Source organism: Clostridium aminobutyricum (assembly GCF_017255415.1).
GTDB classification, from domain to species: domain Bacteria; phylum Bacillota; class Clostridia; order Peptostreptococcales; family Anaerovoracaceae; genus Aminipila; species Aminipila aminobutyrica.
In genome coordinates this window covers 74,446-100,523 of sequence record NZ_JAFJZZ010000006.1, presented here as the reverse complement: position 1 = coordinate 100,523, position 26,078 = coordinate 74,446, and the positions used below count along the sequence as shown (strand labels likewise).

General features: G+C 42.3%; 16 protein-coding genes. 14 read left to right on the top strand and 2 right to left on the bottom strand.

Annotated features, from left to right (window positions below):
- The first annotated feature begins 726 nt into the window (after positions 1 to 726).
- The 10 genes from JYB65_RS12035 (at position 727) to JYB65_RS11990 (ending at position 13,528) form a co-directional block, all read left to right on the top strand.
- Complete coding sequence (locus JYB65_RS12035) at positions 727 to 1,857, top strand: YkvI family membrane protein (protein ID WP_206582937.1); 1,131 nt, start codon at positions 727 to 729, stop codon at positions 1,855 to 1,857.
- A 189-nt stretch (positions 1,858 to 2,046) separates the two neighbouring features.
- Positions 2,047 to 3,456 carry a glutamate mutase L gene (locus JYB65_RS12030; protein WP_206582936.1) on the top strand — a complete coding sequence of 470 codons (1,410 nt, stop codon included), beginning with the start codon at positions 2,047 to 2,049 and terminating at the stop codon, positions 3,454 to 3,456.
- Between the two features lie 34 nt (positions 3,457 to 3,490).
- Positions 3,491 to 5,251, top strand: a complete 1,761-nt coding sequence (locus JYB65_RS12025; RefSeq protein ID WP_206582935.1) for a cobalamin-dependent protein — start codon at positions 3,491 to 3,493, stop codon at positions 5,249 to 5,251.
- Positions 5,252 to 5,381: 130 nt separating this feature from the next.
- On the top strand, positions 5,382 to 6,149 hold the full coding sequence (locus JYB65_RS12020) for an SDR family NAD(P)-dependent oxidoreductase (RefSeq protein ID WP_206582934.1): 768 nt from the start codon (positions 5,382 to 5,384) through the stop codon (positions 6,147 to 6,149).
- Between the two features lie 28 nt (positions 6,150 to 6,177).
- Positions 6,178 to 7,329 (top strand): pyridoxal phosphate-dependent aminotransferase, encoded by a 1,152-nt coding sequence (locus tag JYB65_RS12015; RefSeq protein ID WP_206582933.1) that lies wholly within the window; start codon positions 6,178 to 6,180, stop codon positions 7,327 to 7,329.
- Between the two features lie 333 nt (positions 7,330 to 7,662).
- A complete protein-coding gene (locus tag JYB65_RS12010) occupies positions 7,663 to 9,177 on the top strand; it encodes a DUF1846 domain-containing protein (RefSeq protein ID WP_342366666.1) in 1,515 nt (504 codons plus the stop codon).
- A gap of 85 nt (positions 9,178 to 9,262) precedes the next feature.
- The gene (locus tag JYB65_RS12005; protein WP_206582931.1) at positions 9,263 to 10,207 is read left to right on the top strand and encodes an AEC family transporter; all 945 of its coding nucleotides are present in this window, start codon (positions 9,263 to 9,265) and stop codon (positions 10,205 to 10,207) included.
- A 122-nt stretch (positions 10,208 to 10,329) separates the two neighbouring features.
- Complete coding sequence (locus JYB65_RS12000) at positions 10,330 to 10,989, top strand: ECF-type riboflavin transporter substrate-binding protein (RefSeq protein ID WP_206582930.1); 660 nt, start codon at positions 10,330 to 10,332, stop codon at positions 10,987 to 10,989.
- Positions 10,990 to 11,004: 15 nt separating this feature from the next.
- Positions 11,005 to 12,705, top strand: a complete 1,701-nt coding sequence (locus JYB65_RS11995) for an ABC transporter ATP-binding protein (RefSeq protein ID WP_209010519.1) — start codon at positions 11,005 to 11,007, stop codon at positions 12,703 to 12,705.
- Positions 12,698 to 13,528, top strand: a complete 831-nt coding sequence (locus tag JYB65_RS11990; RefSeq protein WP_206582929.1) for an energy-coupling factor transporter transmembrane component T family protein — start codon at positions 12,698 to 12,700, stop codon at positions 13,526 to 13,528. Before JYB65_RS11995 ends, JYB65_RS11990 begins: the two co-directional genes overlap by 8 nt.
- Positions 13,529 to 13,645: 117 nt before the next feature.
- Here JYB65_RS11990 and JYB65_RS11985 read toward each other — a convergent pair whose 3' ends face one another.
- Together JYB65_RS11985 and JYB65_RS11980 are read right to left on the bottom strand one after the other, a co-directional pair.
- Entirely contained in the window at positions 13,646 to 16,771 is a 3,126-nt protein-coding gene (locus JYB65_RS11985) for an S-layer homology domain-containing protein (RefSeq protein ID WP_206582928.1), read from the bottom strand.
- Between the two features lie 105 nt (positions 16,772 to 16,876).
- The gene (locus JYB65_RS11980; protein ID WP_206582927.1) at positions 16,877 to 18,100 is read right to left on the bottom strand and encodes an acyltransferase; all 1,224 of its coding nucleotides are present in this window, start codon (positions 18,098 to 18,100) and stop codon (positions 16,877 to 16,879) included.
- Between the two features lie 275 nt (positions 18,101 to 18,375).
- On the opposite strand from JYB65_RS11980, the gene JYB65_RS11975 reads away from it, so the two are divergent.
- The 4 genes from JYB65_RS11975 to JYB65_RS11960 all read left to right on the top strand — a co-directional run bounded on the left by JYB65_RS11975 (position 18,376) and on the right by JYB65_RS11960 (position 25,816).
- Positions 18,376 to 20,760, top strand: a complete 2,385-nt coding sequence (locus JYB65_RS11975) for an S-layer homology domain-containing protein (protein WP_206582926.1) — start codon at positions 18,376 to 18,378, stop codon at positions 20,758 to 20,760.
- Between the two features lie 111 nt (positions 20,761 to 20,871).
- Positions 20,872 to 21,486, top strand: coding sequence for an S-layer homology domain-containing protein (locus JYB65_RS11970; protein ID WP_206582925.1), 615 nt, complete (start codon positions 20,872 to 20,874; stop codon positions 21,484 to 21,486).
- 18 nt (positions 21,487 to 21,504) lie between these two features.
- Entirely contained in the window at positions 21,505 to 22,905 is a 1,401-nt protein-coding gene (locus tag JYB65_RS11965; RefSeq protein WP_206582924.1) for an S-layer homology domain-containing protein, read from the top strand.
- 319 nt (positions 22,906 to 23,224) lie between these two features.
- Positions 23,225 to 25,816 (top strand): S-layer homology domain-containing protein, encoded by a 2,592-nt coding sequence (locus tag JYB65_RS11960; protein ID WP_206582923.1) that lies wholly within the window; start codon positions 23,225 to 23,227, stop codon positions 25,814 to 25,816.
- The last annotated feature ends 262 nt before the right edge of the window (positions 25,817 to 26,078 follow it).

Sequence of the window (26,078 nt, the reverse complement as noted above, 5' to 3'; positions counted from 1 at the left end):
TTTAAAAAAACTAGCTACCGTTTAAAGAGGAGAGCCATAGAAAATAATAAAGGCTTCCCCGTATCTACCTGTTGAGTCAAGGCCATAATAGAAGAATTGAAGCTACACAAGTGGTCTACGTTAACCCTTTATATAAATTTTAAACAAAAAATGTAGCTATTTAGCTACATTTTTTGTACATGATTCGCTTCATACTGTATACATAACGCTGCGATTATAAAATTTGATGATGCAGTCATATGCTTTTTCTATGTAAAATAAATGGAAAAAAATTTCAAATTTTCTGAAAAATGATCTATCCTGATATATATATACCTGTTGATATTTGTTGGGTTCCGTAAAATTCAAGAAAAAGATTTTAAAAATAAAGGTTTTTACGACAAACATGGCATAATGCTTGCGATATATAAGTGATATGATTAGCGCTAAATCATCAAATTTAATTGATAGACAGACTAACCTAGGGACCAGAAATTATTTTACTTTATATTCTATCTATCAGTTTACGCCATTAGGTGAATGCTATTTCTCATGGAAAGGAAGGTAAACAATAGGTCGGTCGGAACGTAGATTGCGAGTGCAATTTACAGCATCGTATTGTACATAGTACAAAATGGTCGGTACGATGTCGGAATTCGTCAAAGCTGTTAAGAAACATAAAAACAACATCTAAATATTAACTAAAATAGCTAGTAAAAACCTTAAACAGAAAAAGGAGGAATTAACGTGGAAAATCAAACAATCAATATAAAAAAGGTTATACTTACTGCAGGAGCGTTCTGTGCCTTTTGGATCGGATCCGGATTTGCAACAGGTCAAGAAGTTATGCAGTTCTTAACGACAAGCGGAGTAACAAAGGGTATTATCGGAGCTTCTATTTATACAATTTTATTATTGTGGTTTGTTTACTGCCTTTATGGCGTGGGTCAAAAAATGCAATTTGACAATCCGTATGATCTCTTTGTGTATTATTGCGGTAAGTATGTAGGTCAAGTATACACTTGGTTCAGTCTTGTGCTGATGTACGCTATCTATGTAGTAATGCTTGCAGGCGCAGGTGCTACAATCAATCAGTACTATGGAATTCCTATAACCGCAGGCACCTATGGTGTTGCCCTTGCTGCATTAGCCACAGCACTATTGGGTGTTGAGAAGCTATTGGATTTCATCGGCGTTATTGGCCCTATTAAGATTTTATTCATCGCAGCTATCTGTATTGCGGCTATTGCTACCCTTGCACATGATCCGGGTTTATTGGCAGCAAACAGTGCGCTTATGCCGGCAGGATTCCCTACAGCTTCCGGAAACTGGTTCTGGTCTGCACTTCTATGGGCATTTTTAGGCTTGATGTTCGGTGCGACATTCTTCGTTATGAGCGGAGCGACTTGTAAGAGCGTAAAGGAAGCAAGACTGGGCGGCGCAATTGGAGTTATTGTAATGTTCTTTGTAATAATAGTGTTAATCATTGCTGAAATTGTTTACCTAGATATTATCAAAGGTCAGCAAGTTCTAACGCTGGCTATTGCGAAAGAGGTTGCGCCGGCATTGGCGGCAGCTTTTGCACCAATACTGATAATCTGCATCTACTCTGCAGTAGCTTCCATTCTTTTGGTTTGTACCAGAAAATTTGCTGTGGATAAGACAAAGAAATTTAATATCATCGCAGTTGTACTAACAGCAATCGGTATGTTCACCGGTACATTGCTGCCATTTGACCAGTTAGTAAATATCATCTATCCGCTATCCGGATACGCAGGAATCATTCTTGTGTTATTCATGGCTTATAAAGAATTTATAAATAAGAATGCCTTCCCGTTCGAAAAAGCTACGGACAAAACAAAAGAAGCGGAAGCATAATAAGTAGGACACTGGATTCCATCTAGTGTCAAACAATACATACAGGAGTGTGAGGCGGTTGATGAAAGCATCAACTGCCTCCGCTCCTGTCTATACGAATCCATTGTAGCACCAGACGAACTGCATTTTATCGGTTGATGAAAGATTGGAAAAGATAAATAGCAGTACTTTTTAAGAAGGAGACATAACATGGATACAGCAATTTTAATCGATTTTGGCAGTACTTTTACAAAAGCCGCGGTGGCAGATTTAGAGAAGGGGCGGATTATCTATACGTTTAAAACACCTTCTACGGTTTCTACAGATGCAAAGATCGGTTTAGATATTTGTTACGACAAAATCAGAGAAAAGATTGGCACAAAGCAGTTTGAACATTCCAAAAAGCTGGCTACGAGCAGTGCAGCAGGCGGACTTCGGATGGTGGTGGTCGGACTGACAGAGACGCTGAGCATCACGGCAGGCAGAAATGCGGCCTTTGGCGCAGGTGCAAAAATCCTGAAATCTTATAGCGGAGCATTAACAGAAGCAGATATAAGAGAGATGGAATCCATGAACATGGAAATTATCCTATTTTGCGGTGGATATGAAGGAGGCAATACGCAAATCGTACGGCATAACGCAGCTATGCTGGGAGGAATACAGACTAATACCGCCATTCCGATTATTTATGCAGGCAATAGTGAGCTCATGAAGGAAATAAAAATTATATTTTATCAAAAGCATAAAGAGCTGTTTGTTGTAAATAATATCATTCCGAATGTCGGACTCGTCGAGTCACAGGCTACGGTGGACTTAATCCGAAACATTTTTTTGGAGAGAATAATCAACATGAAAGGTCTGGAACAAGTTAAATCCGAGCTTGATTCCATCGTGATGCCCACTCCGGCAGCCGTTCTTGAAGCCGGAGAACTTTTGTCTCTGGGTTGTGAAGAAGAGCCGGGACTGGGGCCGCTTATGATAGTAGATATAGGCGGAGCTACTACGGACATTCATACTTATTGTATTTCTACAGCTGTTGACGGCGCAAAAATGATCGGTGTCCAAGAACCTTTTGCAAAGCGTACGGTGGAAGGGGACCTTGGAATGAGGGAATCCTGCGGACTGACGATTCAGGAGGCAGGCATATCCAATGCAGCTTCTGATCTTCACATCACGGAAGAGGACGTAAACGTTTCCATTAGCAGGAGGCTTGAAAATATTGAGTTTTTGCCTAAGGATGATCCTGAAACCTGCGACGCTGAGTTGAAATTCGATCAGCAAATTGCCAAATACGCCTGCCGGTTTGCCACTAGAAGGCATACGGGAAATATTGAGAATGTACATTCTAAAATATGCACGAAAATACAACGAGGGAAAAATTTGATACCGATTGAAACGATTATCGGAACAGGGGGACCGATTGTAAACAGCCACCACCCGAGAGAGATATTGGAGCAAGCGTTCAAAACGGAGCAAGATGATAAGCTGAAAATCTTATTACCCGAAACAGCTCGTTTAATGATAGATAGAGATTATGTGTTCTACGCAGCGGGAATGTTGAGACAAATAAACCCTAAAGCAGCACTGAAAATCATGAAGAACAGTCTAGTGAATATTTAAAGTCAAGATAGAGAGGGCCATAAGGAGGTAATTTATGGACATTAAGATGAACAAGCGGTTTGAGATTAAAAATCTGCCTGATATGAAGACGATTAGACAGGAAGTCGATAAGCTTACAAAAGATCTCCAACTAGGGCAAACCTTATTTTTAAAAGAACAGGGATGTAAGACAGAGGGGGAATACAAGAAGCGATGTATGGAAAACGGCCACATCATGAAGCATTCTCATATCGGCTACAATACCTGGGATACAACCAAAGAATGTGCGGAAAAGGTTTACCTGGAACTGAAAAAGCGAGGCAGCTACATTGACCGGTTCGGCTTCTGCCTGGATACGCTGATGGGCCTTCCGGAGGAAATGAGAGTAGGTCAGTTGGTTGGAACAGGGCTGATGATGCGGAACGAGGATGAATGGAAAGAAATCGGACAGATTGTACCGGTACAGCCGCATTGCGGGGATAACATGATTACCACCCTAAATGGTGTGGAGAACTGTCTCAATGCATTAAAGGCCGGGGTAACGACGATAGGAAATGCCTCCCACTATTATACTTACGAATGGCCGGGCGTGGACAAAGAAGAAATGCGTACCATTGATACCATTAAGGCAATGGGCATCATGGGTAAGTTCAGCGACATAGGGGTACTGATACATTCCAATCTGGATGATGGGTATGGCGGTCAGTTAAACGACCTGGCGAACTTGGCGGGCTGGTCAAAGGTAGAACGGTACTACTGCGAAGAACTGATGGGCGGCAGACTTGCCCACTGTTACGGCAACCTGTTCAGTAACCCGATCAACCGAATCATCTTCAACCGGGCGATTTGGGAACTGAATAAATACAAGACCCCAGGCTCCATGGCCTATGGAAACACAACTGAATTCGGACATGATTTTGAAGTGAATGCAGGCGCATTAGGCAGCTTTGTTCTAGGCGATATCATCACGCAGATGACCGCTCCTACCGGTCATGCGGTTGTACCGATTCCTGTCAGCGAAGCGGTTCGAATCCCGACTGTTGAAGAAATGGTATCGGCGCATTTGCACGTGGATAAGTTGATGTTAAAGGCAGCACCTTGCTTTGCCGAGTACCTTGACTGGGATCGAATCAATGCGGAAAAGGATCTGCTGGTAGCCTGCGGAAACCTGTTCTTTGAAAGAGTCATGAATGGATTAGACGGACTCGGCGTGGATACGGAGCATCCGGGTGAAATAATGGGCGCGATAAAGTCCATCGGTCCGGCACAGATTGAAGAATACTTTGGTGTTGGAAAAGCCGATAAAGAGGCACTTAGAGGAAGAATACCGGTAAAACCGACGGACTCCTTTAAGGATTTATCCGCAAAAGCAGACTCCATCAAATGCCAAATCGACGGATTAAGAGACTCCTTGTCAGGCATTAAGGTAATTACAGCGACCACCGATGTTCATGAATTCGGAAAACAGGTGATTAAAGAAATCTTGCTGGAAGCAGGAACGACAGTCTTTGACCTTGGATCAACGGTGGCTACAGCTGAAGTCCTGGATGCTATTGTAGAGACGGAAAGTAAAGTCGTTCTCATCAGTACCTATAACGGAATTGCCTACAGCTATGGCAAAGAGCTTCTTGAGGGCATGGAAAAGAGAGGAATGAAGGATGTAGGCATCATTATGGGAGGCCTGCTCAATGAGGACCTGGATGGAGACGAATTGGCAGAAGACGTTTCAAAAGAACTGAAGGCAATGGGAATTCATGCAGATAATGTCGCGCAGGATGTAGTGAAGGTTGTGAAGAGCTGCATCTGTGCAAACTAAAAGGTTTTCGTATGATGGCTGGATTTAAAATTTGGCGCAGACCGGTACCCGATATAGGTGCCGCCGCCTGCCTGATTTTAATCATAAATTTTATTACTTAATAACACTTAATATTACGGGAGGTAAAATTATGCGTTTAGAAAAGAAAGTGTGTCTGATCACAGGCTCAAGTATGGGAATCGGAGAAGCAATTGCAGAGCGTTTTGCTGAAGAAGGAGCAATCGTATTAATCAATTCCAGAAGTGCTGAGAGAACAAATGGAGTGGTAGAGGCACTTAAAGCAAAGGGGTTTGCGGATGTAGATGGATTTCCTTGTGACATTTCAAAGAAGGATGCAGTGGCAGCCATGATGGCGGATATTACTGCAAAGTATGGCAGAATCGACGTTGTGGTAAATAACGCAGGAATCAACCGAATCGCCCCTTCTACGGAGTTATCGGCAGAAGACTATAAAGCGGTGCTTGATACAAACCTTTGTGGCTCATTATATTGCGCACAGGAAGCCGCCAAATATATGATTGAACAGAAGTCGGGATCCATTGTCAATATAGCTTCTGTCTTCGGACTTGTTTGCACGGAAATGAGAGCAGCCTACAGCTCCTCTAAATCCGGTCTTATTGGATTAACTAAAGTTCTTGGCGTGGAATGGGGAAAGCATAATGTTCGTGTAAACAGTGTAGCTCCTGCATATATTCGTTCCGCTATGGATGATCAAGATCAAATTGCAGGCGGATATTCTGAAGCGGATATTTGCAGAAGAACACCGATGGCCCGTTACGGAACAGGCCGAGAAGTGGCCAATGTTGTTTTATTCCTTGCTTCGGATGAGGCAAGCTATGTGACAGGAACCTGTTATGAAGTAGACGGCGGCTGGACTGCATTCGGTGGCTGGTGCTAAAAAGAGAAAAGAAAGAGGAAAAAAGAGTATGAATATTAGCAAACATGTAGAAGCGATGCCGGCTTCCGGAATCAGAGCGATGTTTGATCTTGCCGCTAAGTATGACGACGTAGTGAGCTTCTGCATTGGGGAGCCGGATTTTGAGACCCCTCAGAACGTCATCGAGGCAGGGAAATTCGCACTGGAAAACGGATATACCAAATATGTTCCTAATTCCGGTATTCCAGAGCTTAGAGAAGCCATTGCCGAGAAGATGAGAAGGGAAAATGGCATAGATGTAAAGGCAGAAAATGTGATGATTAACAATGGCGCATGCCAGTCACTCATGTCTGCTATGCAAGTTATAATGGATGCAGGAGATGAAATTATCCTTCCGGACCCATGTTTTCCAAACTATATAGGTCAGATAATGTTAGTAGGAGCGAAAGCTGTAATGGTTGGATGTTTAGAGGAAAATGCTTTCCATATTAAAGCTGAAGACATAGAAAAAGCAATTACTCCTAGAACAAAGGCAATCGTGTTAAATTCACCATGTAACCCTACTGGAGCGGTATTATCAGAAAGTGAACTTAAAGAAATTGCAGAGGTAGTAAAAAAGCATGATTTGATTGTAATTTCTGATGAGCCATATGACACAATTGTGTTTGATGGCAAAACAGCTTGCAGTATTGCTTCTTTTCCGGGAATGTTCGAACATACCATTACAATAAACAGCTTCTCAAAAAGCCATGCAATGACTGGCTGGCGTGTAGGCTATGCGGTAGCACCAAAGAATGTTATTGATGCTATGATATTGATTCAGGAAAGTTTATCGTCCAGCGTCAATGCAGCGGCTCAATACGCGGCAGCGCAGGCACTGAAGGGTCAGCAGGAAACGACGGCCTATATGACTGCTGAATATGAAAAGAGAAGAAACCTGCTCGTAAAAGGACTGAATGAAATCAAGGGCATTTCCTGTATTGTGCCGGAAGGCGCATTTTATGCCTTTGTCAACATCAAAGGCACCGGATTGACCTCTGTGGAACTTGCAACTAAGCTGATTGAAGAAGCTCAGGTCGTATTGACACCGGGCAGTGCATTCGGAGACTTCGGAGAAGGGTATATCCGAATTTCTTATGCATCCAGTGAGGAAAAGCTGCAAGAAGGCATTAACCGAATGAAAAAAGTATTAAATAAATAACAGAATAAGTAACTTAAAGAGACGAAAGAGTTGTATGAACCATTTCACCATACAGTTCTTTTGTGTAACAAAGCACATATATTAAAATTTCTCAACATTATTACACTAACCTCATACTAATTAAAAACTACCGCTTGCCGGTAGTTTTTAATTGATTGTATCTCAGTTATTTGGCACCTGTATTATAATCCTGTAATATGTGTTGCCGACTTGCTAATATCCTATTGTTTTAGCTTATCACATCTGATATAATAATCGCTGTTGTTTAAAAGAAAGAAGCTCCAAAGTGGGACAAGAGAGGGTCTCGATGGAGGATAGAAAGAGGTAATGATCGTGAATAAAATTGGATTTAGTGCAGAAAAGTATATTGAGGAACAATCGAAGCACATTTTGGAGCGAATTGACTCAGGAGAGAGCGAACGGCTGTATCTTGAGTTCGGCGGAAAATTAGTACATGATAAGCATGCAATGAGAGTACTGCCCGGATTTGATGAAAATGCAAAGATAAAGCTATTGCAGAAAATGAGTGACCACGCAGAGATTATTATATGTATCTATGCGGGGGACATCACAACGAATAAAACGCGTCAGGATTTTGGGATTACCTATGATTTAGAAGTCCTTCGCTTGATCGATACATTCAGAAAGTATGATTTAGCCATTAACAGCGTAGTCGTTACCCGATATGAAGAGCAGCCGGCTGTTGATATGTTTATTAATAAATTAAACCGCAGAGATATAAGAACGTACAAGCATAAAGTCACAAAGGGATATCCGACGGATGTAGACTTGATTGTAAGCGAAGAAGGGTACGGTGCCAATCCCTACATAGAAGTAACAAAACCCCTTGTGGTTGTAACGGGACCCGGAGGAGGAAGCGGCAAATTGGCAACGTGTCTTTCTCAGCTCTATCACGATTACAGACTTGGGGCAAAGGTTCGCTATGCAAAGTTTGAAACCTTCCCTATTTGGAACCTGCCGTTAAAGCATCCGGTCAATGTGGCGTATGAAGCCGCCACCGCAGATTTAAAGGACGTTAACATGATTGACTCTTTCCATTTGGAAGCCTACGGCGAAAAAGCGGTAAACTATAATCGGGATTTAGAAGTATTCCCTATCGTAAAAAGGATTATCGAAAAAATTACAGGAGAAGAATCCGAGTATCAATCCCCTACCGATATGGGCGTTAATAGAGCAGGATTCGGTATTACGGAGGATGAGGTCTGTAGGGAAGCGGCAAAACAGGAAATCATTCGAAGATACTTTATTGCGGAATGCAATTATAAAAAGGGTAAGATCGAAGGCGATGCGCTGGAGCGGTGTAAATTGCTGATGGATGAAATCGGTGTAAAGCCTTCTGACCGTGCTGTCGTTCAACCCGCTAGAGATTATGCAGAGAAAAAGCGCAATTGCGATAAACGATATGAGAATGTCGTGGTAATGGCTATCGAGATGCCGGACGGAAGCTTTGTTACCGGAAGAAGTTCCAGAAGAATGGTGGCCTCTGCTGCGGCGATCTTGAATGCGATTAAGAATCTGGCAGGAATCGGAGATGATATGCCGTTGATTCCTTATACCGCCTTGCAAGCCATTCAGTATCTTCGCACGGATATTTTGAATCAAGATCGTTCCAGCTTAAACTGTGAAGAGATTTTGAGTGCATTGACGATCTCTGCCACAACAAATCCGGCGGCACAAATGGCAATGCAGAAATTATTGCTGTTGAAAGGATGCCGGGTACATTGTACGGCGATTTTAAGTGACAAAGATGAACAAGTACTTAATTCCTTAGGTCTGGATGTGACTTGTGATCCGGAGTATGTTACAACAAATTTATATTTTGGGTGAAATCATGGGACTGTCTAAGGACAGTCCCGACTAATTTACCTCGACATTTTATAAAGAAAAAAGACTCAGAATGAAGGGATGAAACATGTACGGAAGTTTTTTAGTATTATTTGCGTTGATGGCGACAGGGTATTTCTTGGCAAAGAGACGGATATTCAACGATGAAACAAGCCATGCGATGAATAAGTTCGTTGTTTATTTTGCTTACCCTTGCTTAGTGGTGCAGAAAATAAGTACATTGGAGATGGAAAAAACCTTATTTATGGACTTCTTGATTACTGTGGTTTTGTCCACGGCGCTTCTGTATCTTTATCATGCCATTTCCTATTTATATGGTAAGGCAAGAAAATTTCCAAGAGAAAATGCCAATGTGGCTGAGTTTGCCATGACCAGCCCGAATGATGGATTTATGGGGTTCCCTATTGCCCTGCTGTTTTATGGCGAAAAAGGACTTCTGTTTATGCTCGCTCACAATGCTGCGTTAAATCTTTATTTCTATACGTTAGGCGTTACAATGCTGAAAAGAAATCAAAAGGACAAGACGCAATTCGGCTTCCTTAGCGTCAGTAAGTTTCTGGCGAAATTGATGCTGAATCCGAACATTGTCGCATTGATTACAGGCCTTCTGCTTTGCGGACTTCATGTATCCATGCCGCAGCCGTTAAATGACTATTTGCTGTATATCGGAAATGTTGCGACCCCGATGGCGATGATTTATATCGGTACCTCTTTATCCAAAAGCAATCTCTTTGATATTCTGAAAGACAAATTAATTATAGAAAGCAGTCTTGTAAAGCTGGTATGGTTACCGGTTCTCACCTTTTTGATCGTATTGCCGTTACCGCTGAGTGATCTCATCAAGATTACTTGCATCGTAGGTGCGTGTTATCCGACAGCCGCGATGGTACCTATACTAGCCGAACAAGCAGGACAAGACCCCGTGCTCGGGAGCCGAATTCTTTTCTTAAGCACAGCCTTATCTGCCTTAACCATACCCCTTGCGATTCAGTTGCTGGGCCTCTTTATTTAAAAGAAGGCGGCAAGTTTTGCTGGAATTAAAAGGATGCAAGTGATATACTTTGATTGAATTCATCTGTCATATTTTTAGCTATATTGTTTAAAAAGGACGAAAAAAGAAAAGGAGAAAGTATCATGGAAGGGATCAAAGGTTTTTTCACATCAATCATAACGCTTCAGGGACTTATAGCAGTTGGCATAGCCGTTGTTCTTTGCATCATCATATTTCTTATCAGTAAAAAAAGAGGAAAAAGCATGAGCACAAAGACGGTGGTTGCAGTTGGAATCGGAGCGGCACTGTACGCAGCCTTATCGGCAGTCGCGATACCGATCGGCCCGAACACGTCTTTTCGAATTGCCATCGTATTGCTTCCTATCTTCGGTGCATTTTTTGGACCCGCAGCCGGATTTTTGATCGGATTTATCGGGCATGCTTTAAACGATGCGTTTATGTACGGAAGCGTTTGGTGGAGCTGGGTATTTATGTCGGCTATGCTGGGCTTCTTCGGCGGATTTGTTCGCATGGACAAGCGGTTTGACCCATTGAACGGCGTTTGCACGAAACTCAATATTCTCAGTTTATATATCTGGTCGGCAGTAGGAATGTTTGTCGGCAGCATGATGGCGTATTTCGGAGATGTCCATTTATATGGGGAGCCTGCAGAGAAGCTGTTCATTCAGATCACACTAGCCAATATCTCCAATTTGGTAGTGGTTTTTGTCATCGGTGTGCCTGCCATTGCGATTATCGCCAAAAGCCGAACGAAGAATAGCGGCTTGACGAAGGGAAAATAAAGGACGAATAGATCTATGAAGATTATTTCATTGAACGATTTTTCATTTAAATATAATAACTTGAGTGAATATACGCTGAACCATATCGATTTGGCAATTGAAGAAGGCGAAAAGGTGTTAATCACCGGCAGGAGCGGAAGCGGCAAGTCCACATTAGCTCATTGTATCAATGGGCTGATTCCGTATACCTATAAGGGCGATTTAAGCGGTGAGATACAGGTAAATGGAGAGGTGCCGTCGGACCATTCGCTCTTCGAGATGGGCAGTCACGTGGGGACGATCCTGCAAGACCAAGACTGCCAGTTTGTAGGCCTGTCCGCAGGAGAAGATGCAGCCTTCGCACTGGAAAATGACTGCGTCCCAACGAAAGAAATGCATCGGTTGTCTGATATGGCACTGGATTTGGTAGATATGCTTGCACAAAAGAATACTCCTCCCGACAGTCTAAGCGGGGGACAGAAACAAAAGGTGGCTATTGCGGGAATCCTCGCAATGAAGGCGCCTATTTTGTTATTTGACGAACCTTTGGCGAATTTAGACCCGGCCAGCGGCAAGAAGGCGATGGAGACCATCAGTATGCTTCGCGATAAAGAGAAAAAAACCATTCTGGTTATTGAGCACCGAATTGAAGACGTCTTGGAGCATGGATTTGATCGGGTGGTTATCATGGATGAAGGTAGAATAGCCTTTAACGGTACGCCTGACGAATTGCTTGCAAGCGGGAAACTTCCCCAGATGGGACTGCGGCAGCCGCTTTATGTTGAGATGCTTAAATTTTGCGGTGCAGAGCTGAAGCTTGAAGATAAAATATCGGAAATCGAGCATACGATCAAGTTTAGAGATCAAGTCCTAACCTGCTTCATGGACGACTCTTTCGATGAAAAAGTAAACCCAACGGAGGAGCTGCTTAAAATAGAAAAAGTGTCCTATAAATATTATAAAGAAGACCCCTATACAATACAGGACATCACCTTTGATGTGAAGAAAGGAGAGATGATTGCTGTCGTCGGAAACAACGGTGCCGGCAAATCAACGCTGCTCAAAGCCATCTCGGGACTTGCAAAGTATCAAGAGGGGCATATGTATTATCAAGGGGAATGTATCGATGGTTGGTCCATTAAAAAACGTGCATCGACAATAGGCTATGTAATGCAAAATCCCAATCATATGATTACGAAAACGATGATCTTTGATGAAATTGCTTTTGGCCCTAGGAATATTGGATTTTCAGAGGCGAAGGTGGAAGAGGCCGTAAACGAAGCCCTGCGCATCTGCGGATTAGAAGACTATCGAAATTGGCCGGTTGCTTCGCTCAGTTACGGACAGAAGAAGCGATTGACGATTGCTTCTATTTTGGCGATGGGGCCGAACATTATCATCCTAGACGAGCCGACGGCCGGGCAGGACTATACCAGTTACCGTGAGTTCATGCAATATTTATCCAACATTAAGGCAAGCGGCGTATCCATCCTGCTGATTACTCACGATATGCACCTCGCGCTGGAATATGCAGACAGAGGGGTGGTCCTTTCCGGCGGAAGAGTGGTGAGGCAGGATACCATGGACAACATCCTATCCGATCAGGACCTGATTGAAAGAGCAAACTTAAAACACACTTCCATCGAAAAAATGGGCCGATTATTCGGCGTAGAGGATTTAAGCTCGTTTATTGCTTATTTTACGCGACGGGTAACAGGAGGTGCAGCCTATGAGTAAAAGCGGTGCACTATATATTGAGCGGAATTCGATTTTTCACCGGTTGGATGGCAGTATAAAGCTGTTGATGCTGGTCGCATGGACTGCTTTTGTTTTCGCGTTTATGGATGCGAGGGTATTCATCGGCGTGCTGCTTTTAGGTCTTGCCATGCTGAAAGCATCGAAGCTTCCCAATAAAGCAATCTGGCCGTTTTTTGCCTTCATCTTGGTGTTCACAATTTTCAACTCGATTTTCTTAATGATTGTAACGCCGGAGTTCGGCTCCAAGTTGGCAGGAAGCCATACCGATCTGTTTTCATTGGGCGGCGTTTATTCGATTACCTATGAAACCTTGTTTTATTGCATGACCTTAGCGCTGAAATACGTATGCATGATCCCGATGACGATCCTGTTTATTTTTACAACTCACCCGAGCAGCTTTGCCTGCAGCATCAATCGGCTTGGGGTGTCTTATAAAATCGCCTATGCGGTCAGTATCGCACTGCGGTACATCCCGGATGTGAAGGCAGAAGTGGACCATATTATTCAAGCGCAGGAAGCAAGAGGGGTGGCGTTTCAAAAAGGAGATGCAAACATCTTTGTAAGACTGAAAAATTACGGAACGGTAATGATCCCGCTGCTGCTTTCTTCACTCAGCAGAATTGAGGCCATATCCAATGCGATGGATTTGAGAGGCTTTGGGAAAAATAAGAAAAGAACCTGGTATCACAGAAAACCGTTGTCAAAGACGGATATGCTGTTTGCTGTCTTATCGATACTGGTTTTCGTTTACGGAGTCGCACTCAAGACAAGCATCGGCGCGGTATTTTGGTATCCGTTTTAAAGGAAAAAGACCTGAAGGACATGAAAATAGGTACGCCTACTATGGAGTTGAATCCATACTGGGCGTACCCTTTTATTTTTTGTATCGTAAGAAAGTTCCGCTTAAGGGATCAATTCTTTATATGGCCGTACCCTCTTTAATAGGGAAAGACTGCGTAGCAGCTTTTAACGTTGTGGTCATAGTATCCACTTCTGCCTGAGTAGCGGTTTTCTTGTTATTCACAGCTTCGGCAGAACTGATGGCCGTTCCCAATGCATTATATTCTGCTTGTGTCACCCACTTTTTCCCCTGAGGAACCTGAGCGGCACTATCGGCGAGGGCGTCCACCGTGCTAAGCATCTGATTTGCCTCATTTATTGCGTTTTGCAGGCTCGCTTTATTGGCCTTATTCCCGTAAGAAATTTTTGTTTTAAAAGTATCTACCGCAGTGTTCAACGTTATCGTATAGGCACTGACATCAGTGGCCTTATCCACCGTCTTGATCTGTGCTTCGGCCGTACTTATGGCATTGTTCAAGTCATTCATGATCTGCTGCGTTACCCATTTTTTATCGGGAGCCAATTCAAATCCGTCTGCGCTGATCTCGATGCCCTCTTTGGCATTTTTTGCATTTGAAATCGCCGACTGCAGAATGGTCGTATTTACTTGAGCTTTTATCCCCGGCTTTTTACTGCTCGTAAAGGCTGCCGTGGCCGTATCCAGAGCCGTTACGGCATTTTGGACCTGCGCCGTAGTCGTTGCGGTAGATTTCGCAGATGTCGCTGTCGAAATCGCCGAATTTAAAGCATTCATCTGCGCTTGGGTCACCCAATAAACAGTTGAAAAATACTCCGAACCGTCGTTGCTGACAACCACTCCGGATTTGGCGTTGTTGGCACGGGTAATCGCTGTATCAATGGCACTGGTATCCATGTTGGTGGCCGTCGTCCAAGTCACGCTGCTCGCTGCAATATTGGTTTGCCCCGACTGTGTTCGAAATTGCTTACTGACAATGGCCAGATAATATTTTTGACCTTCTTTCAGTTTGGATTTTGGTTCAATAGTAATCGTCTTTTTTGAGGAATTAATAATTGCGTCGAACGGTACTTTTGTGCCGCTGGAGCTTCCTTCCCGAAAGATAATCACATCGCTGTCCAAATAGGAATTGGCAACCGTCTTACCAGCATAAGTCTCAACAGCCTTGGAAAATGAAATGGTTGGATTGATGTTACTGCTCACACCTGTTGCACCATTTTTTGGAGAATAGGTGACGCTGCTATTGGACTCATCATCGGTTGTAAAGTAAGAAGAAAATGCACTATTCCCTGTGCCATCAATTTTAAGGGTATTCTTATCAATGGTTACATAATATTTTGTATCCTCATCCAAATTATCCTTTGGTGTTAGGGTAATGGTTTTCTTTGAGCTGTTGATGGAGGCTGAACAGTCAATTTCCGTACCCGATTCGGTTTTTTTATGCAGTTCTACTATATCCGGGATATTGCTGCTGGATAAAGCACTTCCATTATATTTAGTCACTGCACTGTCAAACGTCAGTGTTATCTTGGTATCCACATCAATATTAGTCGCTCCCTTTTTCGGAGAGATAGTAATACCGTTTATCGTAGAGGAACCTCCGGAACCGTCTCCTGTTGTGAAATAGGAAGAAAAAGCAGAATTTGCGCTGCTGCCGATCTTTAATGCATTTTTATCGATGGTGACGTAATACTTTGTATCTTCATCAAGATCATCATCCGGTGTAATAGTAATTACTTTTTTTGCACTGTTGATAGAAGCACTAAAGTCTATTTCCGAGCCGGCAGAGGTTTTTTTGCGTACTTTAATAACATCGTCAATATTGCTGCTCGTCAAAGCGGTACCGTTATACTTTGTAATAGCAGCGTTGAATGTCAGAACAATCTGTTCATCCACATCCACATTGGTGGCCCCGTTTTTCGGAGTAATACTGACACTGCTGTTACTCAGAGTGCCGCTTCCGAGTCCAGGATTATAGGAACCTTTTATACTTGTAGGTTTCGTTTCATAAGTGATGTCGGCTGTGTTGGCATTCATGGTGTTAATGGTTCCCGACCCATGAAAAGCGGCAGCACCGTTGACATTTGCCGTTGTTACACGGGCGTTGCTCCCGATGGTAATATCAGAGTTTTTACCGGAAGAGTCCACCGTTAAAGTGGTGATTGCGCCAGACGCCAGCTCCACATTAGCGGAAGTCCCGATGACGTTCACTCGTACGAAACTGCCCTTTAAAGTGGTATCTGCGGAGCCTTTTATATTAACCAAATTATAACCGGTTCCATAGATTCCGCCGGTCAAACTTGATGTTTCCAGAATAGCGGTTTTTCCTGTTGTCGCGTTTGCAATAACAGATTCCCCTGATGCTAAAAGCCGAACGGAGGAAGAACTTTTTTCCACTATGGCGTTGGCAATTCGTGAATTTTTAACGGTGACCGTATTAGCTCCCCCTCCGTACACATAGAGAGTACCGAGCACAACACAGTTCGAAAGAGTTGCTTCCCCATCCCCTAAATCTGAGTGAAGGACAACATCATTGGTATAAATGCGGTTCGACAGAGTTGTGCCGGTAGAACGTACTGTTGTTGTGCCGGAAGCAATCGTTTCCGAATTTAAAATATCGCACAGTATTTTTGCCGTTTGAGCCCGGGTTAAATTGTCCAACGGGTGAAGCTTTCCGTCTTTATAGGCCCCCATGTATCCTTTCGAGCATACCTTGGACATGGCTGTCGTTGCCCAATCGGATACAGAAGTAGAGTCAGAATAAGTTTGGAGATTGGCCGAGTTGCCGTAAGTAGGAATAATTCGTGATAACATCACCGCCGCTTCCTGTCTGGTAACAGGCGAATTTGGACGAAACGTATTATCATCATAGCCCCCTACGAAAGACGCAGACATCCCCTTTTGTATATCTTTATAATACCATTCGTTGGAAGGAACATCGGTAAAGGAGATGGATGCAGTACCGGTATTTTCTAAGGCCTTGTTAATCATGCTGGTAAATTCCGCACGCGAGACATCCTTGTCAGGACGAAAAGTGGCATCCGGATAACCGGATACAAAACCCTTTGAGACAGCTGTTTTTATATACTGTTCTGCCCAATGATCTCTTATATCACTGAGGCTTGCAGCATGAACGGCTGTAGGCACTGAAATGATCGGAATGGCAAGTATGAATGCCAAAAAGAAGACTAGACATCGCATAAGCGAATTGCAGCCTGAGATTCTCATATTAATTTCCCCCTCTTGTAAATACACATGAAAATTTTAGTAATCAACTATATTTTATCATCTAATTTCAGGGAATTCAACAAAATACAACAAGAAGACAAGCTGCTAGCGGATGTATTTAATAATCCATTTACTGATACGCCGAAATCCTTCATAAATTTGCTGTAACACGATGCTGATTACCAAACTAATCAAAAAAACAATAAACGCATTAAAAGGAAGTGAGAAGGCAGAAGTGCTATCCAGTAAAAGTCCTCCTCTGCGTGCTTCCACTATAAAAAAAGGATGGATCATATAGACCAACAGCATATATTTAGGAAGCTTCTTCGCTATAATCCGCAAAAACCGCGGAAATTGAAGATGCTTCAATCTGGCTGTAAACGTAAAAACAGCAAAACTCATTAAAAATACAGTAGGAGAATAATTGCTGAATAAAATCAACTCTGGAAAACGGAAGCCAAACATAGGATTGGCATGAACCGTCCAGGCAACTGTAAAGAAAAAAGCCCCCGCCCCTAAAAGGTAAATGAGTATTGCGTATTTATTCAGCTTATCTAGTTTTTGTTTAAGTTTATTGAAAATAACCTGACAAAAGGTTTTCCAATCGTGTAGAGCAGCCGCCTCTGTTGATTGAGAAACCGCCAAATCAGATGCGGAGTCTGAGAATATCTTATCTAAAAAATAGCCTGCGAGAAAGTAGCCGACATAGCCAAAGGCAAACGTAAGAGAAAGTGTGTCTAAGGTTTCAGACAGCGGCTTTAACTTCCATAAACTATCATTGAATTTAGTGACGAACGTAATCAATATGCATAACCCCATAAAATAGCAGAATTGCCGCTTCGTCGCATGGGCAGCAATAATGCGGACGAAAGGGGTGATCAGGTAAAGCCCCGCAAGCATGTAGAGATACCACATGTGATAATTCCCCCGCAGGACAGAATGCCAAAAGAGTTGTTGGTCCATGTCATGCCAGCACTTCTGAAAGTGAAAATCGGAAGCCCAAACCTGACGGTAGAAATCTTGCTCGGCAAATGCATAAAAAAAAGACCAAGCGATGAACAGCAGAACTATTTTGGGCAAATATTTCGTAAAAATCGCCGAAATAGAAATATTTTTATCTGGATTTAATAAAAATAGACCACTGAGCATGATGAAAATCGGAACACCGATTCTGGAAAAGGCAGAAAAGGCAATGGCATACTCCCATTGCGTGTATGCTTCAAAGGAAGCAGGGGCCTGCCGGATATATTGGACAGAAAGATGCAGCATGACAATCAAATAAGCTGCAAATATACGTAATAAATCATAATGAATTAATCGCTTCTTCATAGGTTTCTCACACACCTCAGATTTTAAAATAATATATAGTCTTCCCCAAAATTGCCAAACGGTTGCACAAAGCTAAAGACAGAATCGCGGGCATTTAGAACTATAGGTATATATTACCATCAGAAGACCGGGAGTACAATAACAATAGACACTTGGCCTTATTGAAGCTATAATTAATATGAATTCATTTACAAAATGATGGAAATAAGAAAGAACGGAATACAGAAGGAAAGAAAAGTATCGACTTTTACATCATGTAGAGGGAGGATTGGAAGATGATGAAGAAAAAAATATTGCCTGTCTTCGTTTCGGCGGTGATGGTTATGACCACTGTACTTGTAAATGGTGGGACAGCGGAGGCCGCGACGGACAAGTTTACGGATACCGGTGGGCATTGGGGAGAAGCCATTATTAATGAGGCTGCGGGGCTTGGGATTGTCGGTGGTTATCCGGAGGGGTATTTCTTGCCGGATAATCTGATGAAACGGGAAGAATTCTATAAACTGATTTCTAATGTGTTGACTACAGTTCCCGACACCGCCAATACGGTGATTTCTTTTAAGGATGTAGATCCCATTGAATGGTATGTACCGACCATTAAAACCGCCGTGGAGGCAGGAATTACGTCAGGGTATCAAGACGGAACCTTCGGAATCGGCCAAATGATTTCAAGACAGGAAGCTGCAAAGGTGGTGGCTTCGGTCATTCCAGCAAGCGATCTGGATACGACTAAAACGGCTCAATCCGCGAAAGATGCAGCGGAAATAGGGGACTGGGCACTGCCTTATGTCAATCTGATGTTCCAGAAAGGATACATGCAAGGAGACACGGAAGGGAACTTTAGGCCGACCATGGCGCTTACCAGAGCAGAAGCCGCGACCTTGCTATTAAATGTAAAAAAGAAAGAAAGCGTGATTGCAGGACCGGGGAAATCGACCACGGCAACTACCACATCCCCTGCGGTGGCGATCGGTGATGCCGGCTGTCAGAAGGTGCATTCCGTTTCAGAAGGAGCGTTCACATTTGGAACGGGCACCAGAAACGATCCGTATCAGATCAATACAGAAGCACAGCTCAACCATGTGAGGGAGCATGCGACAGATGGGAGCTGCTTTATTTTAACGAGCGATATCAAAATAAAATCGGACTTTGCAACCGTTGTGCCAAGTAAGACGACGAGCGAAACAAATTGGAGTGAGGGAAACTTTGTACCAATCGGAACAAAGGATAAACCCTTTGACGGTATTTTTGACGGGGATGGACATACGATAAGCGGTTTTACCATTTCGGGCGTGTATGGGCCTAAGAGTGACACTGCCGAATATGTGGGTTTGTTTGGCAATGTGGATGCGAGCGGCAGTGTAGAGGATCTAACGTTAGAGAGTTCTTCCATAAAGGGAGGAGTCTATGTTGGTGGTATTGTCGGGTATAACTCAGGAGAAGTGATCAATTGCGTTTTGGGTTCAAGTTCAGATGTAAGTGGGTCTACTAATGTTGGAGGGATTGTTGGCTATACGACAAAAACTTTAAAAAGCAACGTGAATAAAGGAAAAGTAACCGGCAGTGGCTCCAATGTCGGAGGAATTGTAGGCAGTGCAAGTCTTGAAGGTGATGCAGTGAAGGGGTGTGCCAATAAGGGCAATGTGTCGGGCAAAGCAAGAACGGGCGGTATCATTGGATATTTAGCAACTTCCAGCATGACTGTAAATATAGATGGGTGCAGCAATACAGGTGAGGTCAGCAGTCTTGGGGATTATGCGGGAGGGATTGTCGGCTATGCAGATGGAGATGCTTATTCCCTTTACATAAAATCTTGTTACAATACAGGAACGCTTTCCGGTGAGGGGAGCAATGGAGGAATTGCCGGATACGCTAAAGGAAGTAAAACGAAAATTTATGATTGCTATAATACAGGCCAAATCACGGGGAAAGCCTCGGGTGGCATCGCAGGCAGTAATGAAGGAAGCATAGAACGCTGCTATAATAAAGGCAAAGTAGTGGCCGATTCGGAAGCAGGCGGTATTGTAGGGTATCAAAATACCGGAGAGGGCCGGCTATCAAAATGCTATAATGACGGTGCAATAACAGCCAATACCAATGTAGGCGGTCTCGCCGGATTGAGCAAGGACAAAATCTATAGCAGTTACAACATCGGTAAAGTAAAAGGAAGCAGTTTCGCAGGCGGACTGGTAGGGCTTAACTATGCCAGCATACAGATGTCTTACAATGCGGGAGAAGTGAATTGCTCCAACAGCGGAGGCGCTTTAGTGGGAGGCAACCGAGCCGGATTAATGAATTGTTTTTGGCTGAAGAATACGAGTGATAAGGATATCGGAACAGAGTATGTTTCCTCATCCCGAAAAATTGTCATGCAAGTTTCTGAAGAAGAACTTTCGGGACAGGTGAAGGTCAAGCTTGATAACGGATATCAGCTAATTACAGGTTACTTGAATGAAAAAGCAGGAGAACAGGTCTGGGAATTTTTATATCAAGCAGTGCAAGCGGCTTCGGACTCAAGCACTACTGTTATTTCAGATGGCGGCGGGGTAGTGAAGCCAATTGAATTGGCCTCTACAGATTCCACAGGAAATACCATTCATCCCTCGGATTTGAATTCGGTCTATTTGTATCCAAGCTTAATCAACGTAGAACGAAAGTAATTTGTAATATCGATGTAATGGACTTTATGACAAGTCTTGGTATATAGTAATAATAAATAATGTAAATGGTTTAAAGCTGTAATATGATGAGATGAAGAAAGAGGGTTGTATATGAAAGGGAGAAAAGTAATATCGATTATTGCCGTGCTGGTGATGACATTGAGCAGTTTCAGCGTTGCTTTTGCTGCAGATTATGGCGATTGGGATGCGGGTACTGTTTATCCTTCGGATGTGATGAACACATCATTGCTCGCTCCGGTGAAATTTCTGATGGATAAAAAAGTTATTACTGGAGATTCAGATGGACTGTTTCATCCGGATAAAAGTATTACGAGAGCAGAATTTGCTACCATGATGGCAAAAGCGACCAATAACACTGCAGATCTTGCATCAATGGAAAAGTTAACATATTTTAAAGATTTGGACGGATATACTTGGGCAAAGGGTTATATAAACGCTTGCGCAAAAGCTGCTTTGATTAACGGAAAAGGAGATCAGAAATTTGAACCCGGCAGTAATGTTACTTATGCAGAAGTAATTACTATTATTATAAGAAGTAAGAATTCGTCTGCTGTAACAACAGGAACGTGGCCGGATAATTATATTCAGTATGCTCAAATGAATATGAATAGCATGATTGGCGATCGCAACATAACTGATTGGAACGCTCCGGCGTCAAAAGGTGATGTGGCAATGATGTTATATCGAAGTATGCCAAAAAATTAAAGGGGGAGTAGAAAACAAATGAAAAAACTATTAAAAATAGGATCAGTAATACTGGCATTGATGTTAATGGTTACCAGTACTGCATTTGCGGCGACCGTGCCGACAGATTTGGAAGGAGCAACCTGCAAGGACGCAGCCATTGCGCTGATCGAAGCGGGCGCGATTACAGGGGATACGGATGGACTGTTTCATCCGGAAAACAATCTGACAAGAGCACAGGCTTGTGTTATTCTTGTGAAAACAATTGATCCGATCGCATCTATGGTGAATGGAACAGCAACTCAGTCTGCCGTGAAAACGAATTTTTCTGATTTAAGCGGATACAAATGGGCGGCCGGGTATATCGGATATGCGGTTGAGGCCGGTATTGTAAAGGGATATCCCGACGGGACCTTTAAACCCGGAGAAAAAGTGTCAACCAACGAAATGCTGACAATGATCCTAAGAGCCGCCGGTTATACGGAAGCACAAATCGGCACAACTTGGCCTGATGACTACATTGCAAAAGCGAAAGATGTTGATATTTTTAAAGGTATAGCAGAAGATTATCCTGTTTATGCAACAAAAGGGATGGCTGCTCAGATGACTTATAATCAAATAAAGCAGTTAAAAGCAATGGTTCCTAGTGTTACAGAAACGCCGCAGGGAACTGATTCGGATAAAGCAACGAGTATTCCGTCTGCGAAAGGGATGACTTTTACAACCGGAAGCTTTGACAGTGATATGACTAATTTTTCGGGAACACTTGTGTCTAAAACCGTCAAAATTTATACATACGGAGCAAAGGAAGATTACAATAAAGAGATGACTTTCTCCAATAAGGCAGACGATTATCGTTTAGATACTCTTTATAAATATAATTCAGCGAAAACTCCAGCGTGGTACCTTGTAGAAGACGGAAAAATAACTTCCATGATTCTTCCGAGAAATGTTGGATTTTCTGGAAATGCCTATGGCGTTATCAATGGAACACTAACGACTGTTAATGTAAATAATGAATCCGTTACAGGGTTCGAAACGCTAACGGCGACGAAGAAAATCACATGGTTTGGTAAGAAAGGGTTGTCCGTTCCTAGTTTGACAAATGGAGACGGTCAGCTTTATGAGCTTCACACTTCAAATGGTGAAGTACAGAGTGTACACACGAATTTAACGAGTTACAGAGGAAAAGTTTTCAATGAATTGACTACTTCGAATACGTGGACACTGGTCCAAGATTATGGAGAAGAGGTTATTACCTGTGCAGATGGGAAAATGATTGGTGTAAGGAGTAACGCGTCCATCTATGTATGGGATGATAAAAAGGATGAATATAGAGCTGGTAACCTATCTAGTTTGAAGTCAGGAAAATTTGTCAGAGTTTATGATGTGAGTGATGACGATGTGACTCAAGCAGATGTTGTTATTGTAAAAGAATAAGAAAAGTTAACGCCCCGGACATGGGGCGTCTTTTTTCACTGAAAAAGAGCCTATACGTCAAACATTAATAATCCTGTAACATTGCTGTAATGGACTTTTAGCGGACAATTGATATAATGATAACGTTAAAAGAAAACCTTAGGAAAGACTAAAAAGACTAAAACGATGTATGTGTTACAGTTCTGTTACATTTGCTTGTTTCAGTTGACGATGTTGTTTCCAAGAGGGTATAATTCACTAAGATGGGATGTGTGTGTAGAGCTTTCTACCAGCACAGACTATTAGAAACGTCAAATTATCTTCGGAAGGGGAAGATGATTTGCTCACAGAAAAAATCAAAGACCCCTTCGAAGAACATTCTAAAGGAGGAATATTGAAAATGAGAAAAGTACTTTCATTTGTGCTAATTTTAGCACTAGTACTATCCAGCTTCTCAATGGCATTTGCTGGTTCATCCACAGAGCTTAAATCTTTAAGCGACATCAGTGGAAGCACTAACGAATCTGCTATTGAAGTAGCATACGATCTTGGTATCGTAACCGGTAACCCGGATGGCACATATCAGCCTACTAAGGCAGTAACGAGAGCAGAGTTTGCTGCTTTAATTACAAGAGCTTTAGCTATTCCGGACAGTGCACTTGCAGGATATGCAAGCACAAGCTTTAAAGATACAACAGGATATAGCTGGGCTGTTCCTTACCTAGCATTCTGTAACTCCAAAGGCATCATGCTTGGAGACGGAGCTGGAAATGCTATGCCTGGTAAGACAATCACTGTAAACGAAGCAGTAACTATGGCTTTAAGAGCTGTTGGATACACTGCAAACAGTGCTGAATTAACTGGTGTTTGGCCTTCCAACTACGTTACTAAGGCTCAGGAATTAAAGCTTTATGATGACGTAGCTAAGGATGCTACTGGCGTTGATAAGGCGAATGCTGCTCAGATTATCTACAACACTTTAACAGTAGATAAGGTTTCTGTAAACTCTGACGGTAAAACTGAAGTAGTTAAAAAAGATGGTGTAGCTGTATCCCTTCTTACTTCTGGTTTAAACTGCACAGTTGATGAAAAAGTTATTGTTAAAGATTCCACTATCTCTGAATCTCTTATCAATGCTGCTAAGTATCTTGGTCAGCGTGGTAATGTTTATAGGAACGATGATGATGAAATCGTTGCATTTATTGCAAAAGATAACACTCAGTTAACTGGTAGATTCATCCAGAGTGGTTCAAATGTAAAGTTTGTTACTACAGATGCTGAAAAAGAATATAGCTTTAACAGCCAGACATTAACTGTAGGTGCTGTTTTACTAAATGGAGATGATGATTCTTCTGACTACACAGCAGATGTTACTACAGTAGGTGCAATTGCCACTGGTATGACAACTCCTGAATATGTTCTTAACGCTGATGTTTCAGGAAATACTATTAAGAACGTTTGGTCAGTGAACAAATGGGTAGCTAATGGTTCCGATCAGGTTTCTGCTACAAACATTGCAGATATTGCAGACGATCATTCTTTATTAAGTTGTGACTTTGTAGAAGATGACAATGACAATATTGACTACACTCAGTTCCAGTTAGCTGGTATTTCAAGCATTTCTGACCTTAAGGCAGACAACGTAGTTTACGTATATGAGACTACCACCGGTATCAGAAAGATTGAAGTTGGTACTGCAACTGCTGAAGGCACTGTAAAGAGCTTCAAAAACGCGAAAGACACTGAATACACAACTAAGTTTGCTATCGGTGCAAACACTTATAAGAATGCTGCAGAAACATTAAATGGTGTTAATGGTGGAGATTCCATTACAGAAGATAGAGTTTCTGACGATGTAAAGGCATTCCTAGATGCAAGAGGATTTGTATATGACTTCACGAATTTAACATCTGCTAACAATTTTGCAGTAGTTGAAAGAGTTGACAGCGGTATTGATTATCAGGCTAAATTGATGCTTGCAGACGGAACTGAAAAGACATTCGTTTACAAGAAGGGTGATGTTGGATATCTCGCAGCTGATACTCTAATCGGATACGGATTAAATAAGTCTGGAGAAATCACAGAAGCTAACAAGTTCTATGCAACTGGCGCTTCTATCAATCTATCCAGCAAGACTGTTGCTGACTATATCAGTATATCAGCTGGAGGTATCCAGGCTGCTAACTTCTCTTCATTAACTGCTATATCTATATCTATGACAAATGCTAAGATTGCTTCTGATTGTGTAGTATTTACTTACGATAGCGTTGCTGACGAATACGACACAACTACTATTGATAAGGTAGAAATTGATAAGCTAATTACAGGCGCAACAATATTGTTTGAAAAGAAGAACAACAATACTGTAGACACAGCGAAGATCGTTGCGTTGATTGTGCCTGAAGCAATGGCTAAATCTGGAGACAAATCATTTGCAGTTCTTAACGAAAAGAACAAGGATTCAAATGATGATGGCGATAAAGTTTGGAATGTAGTTGGTTTCAAGGATGGAGCTAAGTTAAACACTCTAACTGATGATAATAGCGACTCCTTATTTAACGGTTGGACTGCTCCAGCTTACAGATCAGGGACAGGATATGGTTTATCAAGCGTTGCTTTATACGAAGTGAAGACTGATGCTAATGGTGTGGTTACATCAACTACAATAGTAACTGCCGGTGGAAATAGCGGAAAGTATAAGACTGCGCTTGCGCTTGACTCTACAGCTAAAACTGTAGAAGCTGATAAGAGAAATTCAGTTGTTATTGATGGCGTTAGATTTGCACTTGCTGACAAGGTTGTAATCTACAGAGTAGATAAAGGCGAGTATAAGCTTTATACTGGCGATCTTAAAGATGGCGATGCAGTAGCTCTATATGAAATTGATGACGATGCAGACGGATATGATGTAGTTATATTCGGCAGACAATAGTATTAACTGCAAAACACAATAAAATAAAATGTTAAGTTTTTCTGGTGAGTAGCTACGGTTGCTCACCAGTTTTTTTATTTAGAAAACTGAATATGCAGAAATATAAAAATTGGAGAAGATGGAGCAGAATTGTCAGGAAAGCAGCATGTCGGTAAATAAGTGAGGAAAAGAAGGACTGCAAAGAACCTATCGGAAGAAAGCATTGGAGAACCTGGATTTTTTCGTTTTTTTATGATATCATTTAATATGAAAAACAGATGAA

What these genes read in the sequence shown, in the direction of transcription:
- JYB65_RS12020 (WP_206582934.1), top strand. Translation starts at nt 5,382, where the DNA reads ATGCGTTTAGAAAAGAAAGTGTGTCTGATCACAGGCTCAAGTATGGGA.
- JYB65_RS12000 (WP_206582930.1), top strand. Translation starts at nt 10,330, where the DNA reads ATGGAAGGGATCAAAGGTTTTTTCACATCAATCATAACGCTTCAGGGA.
- JYB65_RS11980 (WP_206582927.1), bottom strand. Translation starts at nt 18,100, where the DNA reads ATGAAGAAGCGATTAATTCATTATGATTTATTACGTATATTTGCAGCT.
- JYB65_RS11975 (WP_206582926.1), top strand. Translation starts at nt 18,376, where the DNA reads ATGATGAAGAAAAAAATATTGCCTGTCTTCGTTTCGGCGGTGATGGTT.
- JYB65_RS12015 (WP_206582933.1), top strand. Translation starts at nt 6,178, where the DNA reads ATGAATATTAGCAAACATGTAGAAGCGATGCCGGCTTCCGGAATCAGA.
- JYB65_RS11965 (WP_206582924.1), top strand. Translation starts at nt 21,505, where the DNA reads ATGAAAAAACTATTAAAAATAGGATCAGTAATACTGGCATTGATGTTA.
- JYB65_RS11970 (WP_206582925.1), top strand. Translation starts at nt 20,872, where the DNA reads ATGAAAGGGAGAAAAGTAATATCGATTATTGCCGTGCTGGTGATGACA.
- JYB65_RS11995 (WP_209010519.1), top strand. Translation starts at nt 11,005, where the DNA reads ATGAAGATTATTTCATTGAACGATTTTTCATTTAAATATAATAACTTG.
- JYB65_RS12030 (WP_206582936.1), top strand. Translation starts at nt 2,047, where the DNA reads ATGGATACAGCAATTTTAATCGATTTTGGCAGTACTTTTACAAAAGCC.
- JYB65_RS11990 (WP_206582929.1), top strand. Translation starts at nt 12,698, where the DNA reads ATGAGTAAAAGCGGTGCACTATATATTGAGCGGAATTCGATTTTTCAC.
- JYB65_RS12025 (WP_206582935.1), top strand. Translation starts at nt 3,491, where the DNA reads ATGGACATTAAGATGAACAAGCGGTTTGAGATTAAAAATCTGCCTGAT.
- JYB65_RS11985 (WP_206582928.1), bottom strand. Translation starts at nt 16,771, where the DNA reads ATGAGAATCTCAGGCTGCAATTCGCTTATGCGATGTCTAGTCTTCTTT.
- JYB65_RS12005 (WP_206582931.1), top strand. Translation starts at nt 9,263, where the DNA reads ATGTACGGAAGTTTTTTAGTATTATTTGCGTTGATGGCGACAGGGTAT.